Origin of the sequence: uncultured Granulicatella sp., assembly GCF_963521425.1 — a bacterium.
GTDB lineage: Bacteria > Bacillota > Bacilli > Lactobacillales > Aerococcaceae > Granulicatella.
The window spans coordinates 24,956-36,908 of the sequence record NZ_CAUQUN010000020.1; the positions used below are offsets into that span (position 1 = coordinate 24,956).

At 32.0% G+C, this 11,953-nt stretch carries 11 protein-coding genes and 1 pseudogene; 3 read left to right on the forward strand and 9 right to left on the reverse strand.

Annotation, left to right across the window (positions count from 1 at the left end; all coding sequences use genetic code 11):
- Positions 1-60: 60 nt before the first annotated feature.
- Positions 61-693 (forward strand): thioredoxin family protein, encoded by a 633-nt coding sequence (locus tag RWO76_RS06060; RefSeq protein WP_314354771.1) that lies wholly within the window; start codon positions 61-63, stop codon positions 691-693.
- Positions 694-1,178: 485 nt separating this feature from the next.
- Positions 1,179-1,598: a thioredoxin family protein gene (locus RWO76_RS06065; RefSeq protein WP_399543127.1), complete on the forward strand. Its 420-nt coding sequence runs from the start codon at positions 1,179-1,181 to the stop codon at positions 1,596-1,598.
- A 258-nt stretch (positions 1,599-1,856) separates the two neighbouring features.
- Here the strand turns inward: RWO76_RS06065 and RWO76_RS06070 are convergent, their stop codons facing one another.
- From RWO76_RS06070 to RWO76_RS06100, 7 genes are all read right to left on the reverse strand, one after another.
- Complete coding sequence (locus RWO76_RS06070; protein ID WP_314354772.1) at positions 1,857-4,478, reverse strand: YfhO family protein; 2,622 nt, start codon at positions 4,476-4,478, stop codon at positions 1,857-1,859.
- On the reverse strand, positions 4,471-5,412 hold the full coding sequence (pgfS, locus tag RWO76_RS06075) for a glycosyltransferase PgfS (RefSeq protein WP_314354781.1): 942 nt from the start codon (positions 5,410-5,412) through the stop codon (positions 4,471-4,473). The genes RWO76_RS06070 and pgfS overlap by 8 nt, the downstream gene beginning before the upstream one ends.
- Before the next feature lie 137 nt (positions 5,413-5,549).
- Complete coding sequence (locus RWO76_RS06080; protein WP_314354773.1) at positions 5,550-6,179, reverse strand: TIGR01906 family membrane protein; 630 nt, start codon at positions 6,177-6,179, stop codon at positions 5,550-5,552.
- Between the two features lie 2 nt (positions 6,180-6,181).
- A complete protein-coding gene (locus RWO76_RS06085; protein WP_314354774.1) occupies positions 6,182-6,961 on the reverse strand; it encodes a TIGR01457 family HAD-type hydrolase in 780 nt (259 codons plus the stop codon).
- A 2-nt stretch (positions 6,962-6,963) separates the two neighbouring features.
- The gene (locus RWO76_RS06090; protein ID WP_314354775.1) at positions 6,964-7,755 is read right to left on the reverse strand and encodes a YutD family protein; all 792 of its coding nucleotides are present in this window, start codon (positions 7,753-7,755) and stop codon (positions 6,964-6,966) included.
- A 16-nt stretch (positions 7,756-7,771) separates the two neighbouring features.
- A complete protein-coding gene (gene ybaK, locus RWO76_RS06095; RefSeq protein ID WP_314354776.1) occupies positions 7,772-8,260 on the reverse strand; it encodes a Cys-tRNA(Pro) deacylase in 489 nt (162 codons plus the stop codon).
- A 140-nt stretch (positions 8,261-8,400) separates the two neighbouring features.
- Positions 8,401-9,978 (reverse strand): peptide chain release factor 3, encoded by a 1,578-nt coding sequence (locus RWO76_RS06100; RefSeq protein WP_314354777.1) that lies wholly within the window; start codon positions 9,976-9,978, stop codon positions 8,401-8,403.
- A gap of 190 nt (positions 9,979-10,168) precedes the next feature.
- On the opposite strand from RWO76_RS06100, the gene nrdI reads away from it, so the two are divergent.
- Complete coding sequence (nrdI, locus tag RWO76_RS06105; RefSeq protein WP_314354778.1) at positions 10,169-10,633, forward strand: class Ib ribonucleoside-diphosphate reductase assembly flavoprotein NrdI; 465 nt, start codon at positions 10,169-10,171, stop codon at positions 10,631-10,633.
- Between the two features lie 37 nt (positions 10,634-10,670).
- On the opposite strand, the gene RWO76_RS06110 is transcribed toward nrdI, so the two are convergent.
- Positions 10,671-11,354 carry a hypothetical protein gene (locus RWO76_RS06110; protein WP_314354779.1) on the reverse strand — a complete coding sequence of 228 codons (684 nt, stop codon included), beginning with the start codon at positions 11,352-11,354 and terminating at the stop codon, positions 10,671-10,673.
- Positions 11,355-11,723: 369 nt separating this feature from the next.
- Positions 11,724-11,953, reverse strand: a pseudogene (locus RWO76_RS06115) (translational GTPase TypA); the annotation flags it as partial.

Below are 11,953 nucleotides of genomic sequence, written 5' to 3' on the forward strand. Positions count from 1 at the left end.
GGACAAAAGTATGATTTCACGTTTTCTTAAAAAAACAAAATATTAAAGGAGTTGGTTTTAATGTGTAAGATTAAGTCTTTGACGAAAGATGAAAAATTGTTTTCAATCCTTCTTATTTGTTTTTCGCTATTTGATTATTTTATTAGTGGAAATTCCTTACTTTGGATTCTCTATGAATTTTTCGTAGCAACAGGAGCTTACTATTTAGTATCTAAATCTCCTTTAAGTAATAAATTTTCTACTCTAACAAAGTACATAATTGCTGTTTGCTTAATGATTCTTTTAATCGCTCCTCCATTATTTGTTTTTAAAAATAACTCTTGGATTTACCGAACAACAGAATATGTGCAAGCCACACGTCATTTTGTAGAGCTTGATAATTCAAGAATTCAAGAAGATATGAAGAATCTAAAGAGACAGCTTCGTTTTGTATATGTTGGACGTGAAACTTGTCCGTATTGTAGGGAATTTGCTCCAAAATTAAAACAGGCTTCAAGAACTACTAATACTAGAATTTATTATATTGATACGGAAAATAAGACAGATGAATTAGCGAAGTTTGCAGAACAGTATCATATTGATTCTATTCCTACTTTACTAGTCTTTAAAGACGGTCAATTACAAGATACTTTATCAAACAGTAGTGATATCAGCCTAAACGACCTCGAAGAATTTTTAAAGAACCATAAGTAAATATTAAAAAAAATTTTGTAGCTTGCAAAGAACGTTAGTAGCATCTCACAGGTCTCATGGTGTCCTTTGCTACATATATAAATCCTCATCATAATATCCTTCATAAATTAACCGTACAACTTCCTACTACTCCTATCATTTATTCGTTATAGTGAAAAAGGATAATCTCGGTTTTTTTCCCAAAAAAACTATTTATAAACCGCTTTCATTTTCTAGAAATACTGCTATACTTTAATTATAAAATAGTAAAGGGTGTGGGTGTAATGTCTAAAGTTAAATATTTAACAAAAGGGGATTGTATATTCTTAATTTTTCTTTTAGGTTATATGATATTTAATTATTTCGTTAGTGAATTTTCATTACTATGGATTTTTTTACAATTTCTTGTAGCATCTGGATATTATTTTATATTCCTAAAAGATCACTTCTTTAAAACTTGGAGTCCACGAAAAAAATTGATTGCATCCTATATTGGTGTTGTTATAATGTTATGTTTCGTTAATCCTCGTATTCTTGTTTCAAATGACAACACTTTGGTTTATCGTTCCAGTGAATATGTTCAAGCAACACGTCATTTTGTAGAGCTAGATAATACAAGGATTCAAGAAGAAATGAAGGATCTAAAGAGACAACTTCGTTTTGTATATGTTGGACGTGAAACTTGTCCGTATTGTAGGGAGTTTGCTCCAAAATTAAGAAAGGCTGCTAGAAGTATTAATGCTACAATTTATTATATTGATACGGAAAATAAGACGGATGAATTAGCAAAGTTTGCAGAACAGTATCATATTGATTCTATTCCTACTTTACTTGTCTTTAAAGATGGTCAATTACAAGAAACTTTATCAAACAGTAGCGATATCAGCCTAAATGACCTCAAAGAATTTTTTAAGAACCATAAGTAAATATTAAAGAAAAACATTTTGTAACTTGCAAAGGACGCCAGCAGCTTCGCAAAGCGAATCTCATGGCTAAAATTTGAGCCTTGGTCTCAAATTTTCCTCTAATAAAATCTGTTAAAACAGATTTTATTACTGCTAGTACAAGATGTTTTTCTTTAATATTTTTTCTCGTTACTAAACTATTTTTAGCCCAAAAAAACTATACTTGAAAAAGACTCCTATCAGTTAACTAGCTAACCAATAGAAGTCTTATTCTAAAAACTATATCCATTTCTTATAAATCAATCCAAAGAATACAATAAGTGATACGATAGAAATCCCTACTCCTGCAAACCATCCTTCTGGAATGAAACTTAATTCAATTGTATGTTCTCCATTCGTAATCGCAAAACCTAGTAAACTATTCCAAATTTTTCTTGTTTCAATAACTTTTCCATCAACTTTTACAATCCAGCCTTTATCGTATGGAATCGAAGTAAACATCACACTACTATCATCTGTAATCGTAACTGTTCCATGAATATGAGAGTTATCCCAATGGGTTAACTGTATTGCTTGATTTTGACGTTCTTGAATAAATTGATTTGCAACTGAACGATAAGTTTTTGCTAATCTAACGCCAGTAAAAGTATACTCTTCATCTGTATTCACTTCAATCTTAAATTCAATAGACTTTCCTTGTGACTGTGAAGCAATATTTACTAATTGAGTCGCTTGATAATTATTTAAGAAATGATATTCCTCTCCATTGAGATACATCTTAATATTATTTTTATCATTTCTTGAAAAACGTGTTGGTAAAGTGATCCAATACTCTTCATCTGTTTGAGGAGTAAAACGGTATATTACGCTAGCTGGTTTTGAAGAATCAATCCTTTGATATGTCTCGGCTCTTTCAACTGCTAAAAAATTATCAGTTATAATTTCATTTGCTGCTAACATCTCTAAATATTTAACGTCTTCTCCTAATTGAGCTGCTGCAATTTTATTATAGTTTTGAATGGGTTGATTCATTCTTAATTCTAATGAAGCCAATTTTTCATTTACTCCAAATGCTATTGGCAGAGTTTGTGGAATTTGAAATACTTCTGTTCTCTCCTCTTCATAAACTACTGGAGTATTTTCTGTAATATCTAAACGAGTTGCATATTTTCCAAATACATACATTTTACTTGTATCTGGATAATCCTTCGTATAGACCGGTTTAGGAGTCATCCAATATTTTAAACTAAATAATGCATCACTTAATGGTGTTCCATAATAATAAGTGGTCGCATTAATGCCGGTATTTCCTAATTGTTCAAATAAATCTCTTGTTGAATTTTCCAAATTAGAACTAAACACTGACATTCCTGGATAATCTGCCATAAATGGATCATTTTTACTTAAATGGAAGCTTCCATGAATACGATAAAATTCCTTATCATTTGGGCGAATTGGAGCTACTGCTGTTTGTAATTGTTTTACAGCATCTTGATATTTATACGCATCCGTATACCCAACTCTCGATTGAACAATCGTTGCATTCATCATTAATTCAATTGCAGTTACTGCTGCCAAAAATGCCCATCTTTTATGAATTTTCGGCCACACTAAAATAGACAATATTACAAAAATTAATGCTAATGTCGCAATTTTTTGTGGAACAATTAAGAAAGAATATTCTCTTGTCATCACTAATATGAAAATCAAAATCATGACTCCAGCAACTACTAATGACTTTTTCCAATTTAATTGCTCGACTTCTCTTAAGGATAAATAAGCTAAATAAACTAAGAAAAATGCCATAATCCAAGAAAATCGATAGAAGAATCCTGCCGGATTTTGTCCCATATGCCATAATTTACTTGTAAATTCATGAACACAAGATAGGATAAAAACAATTAAGACACCTAAAGAAGCAATTTTTTCTCTTTTTTGAATGTTAGAACTTAAGAAATAATAAACTGTTCCTATCATTCCTAGCGTTCCCACATAAATATTTGGTAAATTTGGACCTGCTGGCCAAGAAGAATTATCAAATGCTCCTAAAAATAATTTAGAAAAAATATCAAAAGGATCAATTTGTAATTTCCATTCAAATAATAACTTACTTTCAAGTCCACCTTTCGTAGAAACTAAGCTCATCAAAATTGGAACAATAATAAAGGCTACTAAACCAACTGCTAAAATGGAATAAAAGCCCAGTTGAAGTAATTGAAGAAATCCTTGTTTAAACGTTCTATCTTTTGATTTGAATAAATAAAACAATGCATAGATAACTACAAAAATACAAATCATATATCCCATGTAAAAATGCAGTAATAAAGCTAAAGCTAACAATAGGACATAGCGTTTGGCACCTGTTCTATCCAACACTTCTTCTACACCCATTAATACAAGTGGTAACATAATCATCCCATCATAAAAAATAGGATTCATTTGATAACTAACATTAAATCCATTCAAAGCATATAAACTTCCAAAAAGGGGTAGAAATTCAGGATTTTTTTCTAACCCATCATATCTCTTTACAAAAAAATGTGTCCAAGTAAGTCCCATCACTCCATAGCGAAGACCAATGGTTAACATAACTGCCCATTGAAAATTTTGTTCTGAAAAGAAGAAATACAATAGATTAAACGGACTGATTAAATTAAATCCCCAAATCCCCAGCATTCCTCCCCCAATGGATTTTGAAAAAGAATAGAAAAAGCTATTCCAATCTCCATTAAAAAAGAGATGTTTCAAATATGCATATAAACCAATATATTGCGCATTAAAATCTACTGCCATCAATGATTTTGCACCAAATGGAAAAAATCCATTAATGATCCACGAAACAAGCATAATGCCAATTGGTAGGAAGAAACTCGTTAAGTAAACTACTTTCTTTTTACTCATCTTTTTCCTCCTCAAAATTCGTTTTATCCACTAAATAGTGAGGACGTTTTTTGACTTCATAATAAATTTTCCCGATATATTCTCCTAACACTCCAATTGAAATTAACTGAATTCCCCCTAGTAATACAACTGCAAAAATCGTTGTGAAATAGCCACTCACTAAGGAATTTGGATCAATCATATATTTAATAAACATCCACACAATATATAACATAGATAATAATAAACAACCGAGACCTAAATTAATACATGCACGTAATGGTTTATCATTAAACGATAAAATTCCTTGAATCGCATAATTCCATGAAAATTTTAAAGAATATTTTGTTTCTCCAATTTCACGAACATGGTTCTCATATTCAATTACTTTTTCCTTGAACCCAATCCATGAGAAAAGTCCTTTTGAAAAACGATTATATTCATTCAATGATAAAATCGCTCGTACAGCTTTTCGACTAAATAAACGAAACTCAGAAATTCCATCCGTTACAGGAGTATCCATTAGTCGATTCGCTAATTTATAAAAACGATTTGCTAAAAATGTACGAAACTGGCTTTCCCCCGTTCTTGTTCTACGACCGCTGACGACATCATATCCTTCCCTATAAGCTTCAATCATTTGTGGAACGAGTGCAGGTGGATGTTGTAAATCCCCATCCATTAAAATAACAGCTTCACCCGTTGCATATTGTAATCCTGCAATTGTTCCAGCTTCTTTCCCGAAATTACGACTAAAGCTCAAATAGCGAACTCTCTCGTCATTTTTAGCAATTTCTAATATTTTTTCAAAAGTTTTATCTTTACTTCCATCGTCAATTAAAATAATTTCAAATTCTTCTTTTGTTTGTTGATTTAGTACATGAACTAATTCACTGTACATTTTTTCAATCATTCTTTCCTCATTATAAAAAGGAATTACTACAGATATTTTCATACTTTCTCCCTCGGTCATTATTCTCTCCTCGTTATCATACCATGTTTTAATTTTTTTGAGTATTAAAACAACAAAAAACTATCAATCGTCCTAAGTTTTCCTCTTACGATTGATAGTTTATACAGTATATTTTTAAATTAAACGTGTTCTTGTTTTCGGATCCATCTCCGTATCCCCATAATCCCAAAGACAAGCCATAGAAATACGATTAAAAAGCAAATCATAAAAAATTCTTCTGGCAATACTTCGATAATTGGATCTAATCGTGGATCAAAAATCCATGCTGAATTATGGAAAAATAATTCATGGAATTTTACAAAAATAACATCGAAAAAGCTAACTAAACATACGACAAATAACAGTGTAGCATATAATATTCCTTTTAACGGAGTAAGTAATAGGAATAATTTTCTTTCTTTTTTCAACCTTCTTATCAAAACAAGTGAAACAATCGTAGAGATCACTGCAATGACAAAATTAATCATAAATAAACGTTTTACTTCTTCAAAGTGAAATAATCCTTGAGGAGAACTTGGAAAATCTGGCATGACTAATTCCTTAATCCAAGGTCTTGTTAAATAAGAAATTAACACATGATAATTCTCCATTAATTTTGCTGTAGAAATTCCACTATGCTGTTCTAAGCCAAATAATAAAATGACACCTCGAAATAGTGGCTCAAAAAAGATGACAAAGGTAATTGCTGTACTCAATAAGAACAATGCTAAGACAATCGAAAAACTCCATCTTTTAATGCTTGTAGACATCCTTATACCTTCCACTCACTTAAATTATTCACTAGATGCGTAGGTTGTGCTACTCCTTCTAAATCTTCTCTTGTAGAGAATCCTGTTAAAACCATTAAAGTATCCATTCCATACTGAATCCCCGCTTGAATATCTGTATTATAATTATCTCCAACCATTGCAATATCTTCTTTTGTAAAATGTTGCTCTGGATATTGTTGATTTAAATAGTTCAAAGCTGACTCCATAATAATACTACTTGGTTTTCCCATCACAATCGGCTCTTGTTGTGTAGACATTTTTAAAAATGCTGTAATAGAACCCGAACCTGGAATAAATCCTTTTTCACTTGGAAGATTAGAGTCGATATTTGTTACAACAAATTTTGCCCCCGCACGAATCGCTAAAGTGGCAGCTTCTAATTCAGCATAAGTTGTATCACGATTTAGTGACTGTAAAACAACATCTGGATTTTCCTCTACAAGTTCATAGCCTCTTTCTACTGCTTGAGTTTTTAATGCTTCTTCTCCGACAATCATTAATTTTTTGCCAAAGTTTTGACTTTCTAAAAAGTCCATAGCAGCTACTCCACTTGTATACACTTCATTTTTAGTCACTTCTACTCCATAATTTTCTCTCAAATTGTCAGCGACTTGTTGAGGAGTTTTAGTAGCATTATTCGTTACAAATAAAAATGGAATATTGGCTTGTTGCAGACGACGAATGAACTCTTCTGCTGTTGGAATACGTTCTTTTCCTTTATACATTGTTCCATCTAGATCAATAAAATACGCTTTGTACATGCTTATTTCCCTCTTTTTTGTGGTTTTTCTCGAATATCAAATCTCTTATTAGGATGATTATTTTTTTGTTTCATTGGTGTATTTTTTTGATATTTTGTTTGTTCCACTTCTTTCATTGAGAAATTACGTCCTTGACGTTTATTTTTCAATGGTTGTGGTGAAGATTGCTTATTATCCATATGCAAACTTTCTTTATGCGTCATTTCTTTCAGACCAAAATCTTGTTTGGATGTTTCTTTCATATCAAAATTACGTTTTTTAGATGTAAAACGATTATTTTTTTGTGAATTTCCTTTAAAGTTTTTGTCTTCTACTCTTTCATTATTCAATCGTCTGTTATTTCGTTTTTGTTGTTTACTTTTTGGTCGTTTTTGAATTCCTTCTTCTTCTATAATGACAGGTTTTACATTTGGATCTCTCTTTAATACAAAATAACGACAACCAAAATTACAAAACTCATATAAATAATCTTGTAAATATGCAATATTCTTATCTGGAGTTGCTAGTCTATTTTTTGATTCATAAAACCCTTTTAGACGTAATTTTTCATGTCCCCAATCACCAACAATATACTCATATTTTTCAAAAATATCTTGATAACGTGCATTAAAGGCATCTAATTCAAAACCTTCACGATAATCTTCAACAATTTCGTAATGTACTTCTTTAATTTTTACATGCGTTTCGTCTACCCAAAATACGACACGTTCAACTTCCTCTTCTTGCGGTGCGACGATGTCTTCTAAAACTTCATTTAATTCCGTTACAGTTGTTTCTTCTTTTACTTCGCTCATAAAAAATCCTTTCTTATTAATTTTCTAAATTATCAAACCATTCTGCTCTAGTTAGCTGTTGTAAATCTTGTGGTGTTAATTCTATTTGTATTCCTCTCTTACCTGCTGAAACTCGAATCGTCTCTTGTTCTTTAGCACGTAAGTCAATATAAGTTGGAAAACTTTTCTTCATACCGACAGGTGAACATCCCCCTCGAATATATCCTGTTAAACTTTCTAATTGAGATACTGGGATTAGCTCTACTTTTTTATTTTTAGATGCTTTTGCTAGAGCTTTTAAATTTAATTCATGGTCTGCTGCAACACAAGCTACTAAATAACCTGTTTTATCTCCATGTAATACAATTGTTTTATATACTTGATCTACTGAAATGCCCATTTGTTCACTCACATGAACGGCATCTAAATGTTCTTCGTCCCATTCATATTCGAAAATTTGATACTGAACTTTTTGACGTTCTACCATACGAATGGCATTTGTTTTAATATTTGCTTTCTTTTTCATAATCTCCAACTCCTACTGCATTAGTGTATCATATTTTCGCTTGAAAATCAGTTAGATTCCCCTAAACTTATGAAAGATACTTAACATTAGTTATACGAAAGAAAACCGTAGAGAAAGTTCTTCCTCTACGGTAAATTTCATTAAAATAATGATTTTAATTCAATCGATGGATGTTTGTCTTTAAACCAATTTAACGCAAATTGATTTTCAAATAGGAATACTGGTTGGTCAAATCTGTCTCGACATAATAAGTTACGACTTGAAGACATATTTGGATCTAAGTCTGCTTCATCAATCCAACGAGCAATTTTGCTTCCGATTGGAGTCATCACAACTTCCGCATTATATTCATTCATTAAACGATATTGGAATACTTCAAATTGTAATTGACCAACAGCTCCAAGAATATATTCACCAGTATGGTAAGTTTTATATAATTGGATGGATCCTTCTTGCACTAATTGCTCAATTCCTTTATGGAATGATTTTTGCTTCATCACATTTTTTGCAGCCACTTTATTGAATAATTCCGGTGTAAATTGTGGAAGTGGTTCAAATTGAATTGCTTGTTTACCACTATAAATCGTATCTCCAATTTGGAAATTTCCTGTATCGTATAAACCAATAATATCCCCAGCAACCGCTGCTTTTACAGTTTCACGAGAATCTGCCATAAATTGCGTTGTATGAGATAATTTCATTTTCTTTTGAGAACGATTTACAGTAATATCCATACCTGGAGTAAATTCTCCGGAACAAATTCGTACAAACGCAATACGGTCCCGGTGAGCCGGATTCATATTTGCTTGAATTTTGAAAATAAATCCACTAAATTGTTCTTCTAATGGTTCAACTTTTTCTCCAGATTCTGTTTTCTTAGCAGATGGACTTGGCGCAAAATCCACAAAGGCATCTAAAAATGTTTGTACTCCAAAACCTGTTAAGGCTGAACCGAAGAATACTGGCGTTAATTTTCCGTTCGCAATCGCTTCTTCGCTGAATTCGTTACCTGCTTCTAATAATAATTGAGCATCTTCAATGGCTTGTTCATATAAAGTTGATTGTTTGAACGCATAATCCCCTTCAACTTCTCCATCTTCATTTAATGGTAAAAAGTCATTATCCCCATTTTCTTCAGGATGCATTAATTCTACACGCTTGTTATAAATATCATATAGCCCTAAAAATGTTTTTCCCATCCCCATTGGCCAGTTCATTGGATAAGCATCAATACCTAATACTTCTTCTAATTCGGCAATCAACTCTAATGGTTCACGTCCATCACGGTCTAATTTATTAATAAATGTAAAAATAGGAATGCCACGCATACTACAAACTTCGAATAATTTCTTTGTTTGTGGCTCAATCCCTTTTGCACTGTCAATGACCATGACTGCACTATCTACCGCCATTAATGTACGATATGTATCTTCAGAGAAATCTTCGTGCCCTGGTGTATCTACGATATTAATATGATTCCCATCATATTCCACTTGCATCACAGAACTCGTTACAGAAATCCCACGTTGTTTTTCAATTTCCATCCAGTCTGATTTTGCGAATTTACCGGTCTTTTTCCCTTTAACGGTCCCCGCTTGACGAATCGCTCCACCATATAATAGTAATTGTTCAGTAATCGTTGTTTTACCCGCATCCGGATGAGAAATAATGGCAAAAGTCTTACGTGAAGAAACTTCTGCAGCTAATTGATTTGACATGTATATATCTCCACTTCTATATTTTTTCTTAAACGTTTCTTTAGTATTATAGCCGATTTTACAGTTTTTGAAAAGCAAGGTCTCGTGCATTTAACAATTCAAGAAATAAAAATTCTTTATCATTCCATCCTAGAGTCCATTGGTTTTATCATTTTTTTATGCTATGATACTTACATCAAGGAGGGATCATATGAATCAATCATTAACCATTGCTTATATTAGCTTAACAGGCAATACTCATAGTTTTGTCACAAAATTAGTCGAGTATTTTAAATTTCAACAATCCTCTTTACAAATCCAATTAATCAATGTTAAAGACATTATTCGGGATCATACAGAATTTTTTGAATTAGAGCATCCTACCATTGCTTTTCTTCCAACCTATTTAGAAGGTGGAAATGGCGTAGACACAGGTTATACTGAAATTCTAACGAATCCTCTTGGAGACTTTCTTTCTTACAATGACAATTACAAAAAATGTTTTGGCATTGTCGGTAGCGGAAATCGAAACTTTAACAAGCAATTTTGTTTAACCGCTCGCCAATATTCTGAGCGATTCCACTTCCCTGTATTAGATGAATTTGAATTACGTGGTACGCAAAGAGATATTGAACGAATTGGCCAAATGATACTTGATAAATTAAATACTATATAAAAAACGAGACAATTAAATCGTCTCGTTTTTTTACTCTTTATGAAATCGTCCATGTCCCCATTTTTTTAGTGCTAGATTTTAAAGCATTAGCAATTGAAGCCTCCACTTCTAAACTCTCTAATTCTTTTGGAATCACAATTTTTTCTAAGAAAACAGCTGATTCTTTTACAAATCCTTCTTTTGTAAATCTGTCATCTTTTAAAACATACTTTGTAGCAATTCGACTAGATGAAGAAACTGTATCCCGTATTTCTAGTAAATCTTTCGATATTTTATAAGAATCATTCCCGATTTGAACATAAATAAAATTTCTATCCTTTCCTAGATAAACGACTTCTTCTTGTAGTTGAGTCTTTTGATACAATTGTTCAGGATATTGATTGGGATTATTTTTCCCACGATAACTTTTCTGTTCAAAAGCAGAATAATGTTCCTTGGAAAATGGCTTTCGTACATACTCACGCACCGCTGGGGTTAGTTGGCTCATCCATTGAATGGTTGAATGATACTGTACAAAATTTCTCTCCAAATATATTCCAGTTGGAATGATTAAAATCATTGCAAATAGAAGACTAATTATCTTTTGCTTTTTATTCGCATACAAAATCATCACCAACAAAAAGAATAACGTTAGAGCTACTCCAATAACTCCTAACCAAAACTTGTCATAGTAAAATTTTTCAGCATCTACAAATGTTTGATACATGTCTACTTCATTCATAAACTTCTCCCCTTTAGTACCATTCATTATACGCTTCTAAGCCAGGATTGAAAAGAAACCTAATCAAAAAGTTGTTCAACAAAAAAAGACTTTGCATAATAGCTTTAGCAATGAGCCTCATATCAAGAAGGCTGCTGGCGCCGTAACTACTATTAGCAAAGTCAACTTATATTCGTGCTCTGATAATAATACGTTCAAAATAGAAACAACTTTGCATAGTAGCTTTAGTGATAAAATCCATTGATGGATTTTATCACCGGAAAATTTGAGACCTTAGGCTCAAATTTTAGCAATGAGACTCGCAAAAGCGAGGCTGCTGGCGCCGTTGCTACTATAAAGCAAAGTCAGTTTCTATTCTTACGTTCTATATTAATTATTTTCAGCTTCTGCTTGTTTTTTACGTTTATTTGCTTTTTCACGCTCACCTTTGTTTAAGATTTGTTTTCTTAAACGAATTGTTTCTGGTGTGATTTCGCAATATTCATCATCTGACAAGAATTCTAATGATTCTTCTAATGATAATTTCTTCGGTGTTTTAATAACAGAAGTTTGGTCTTTCGTTGCTGAACGAATATTTGTTTGTTGTTTTGCTTTCGTAA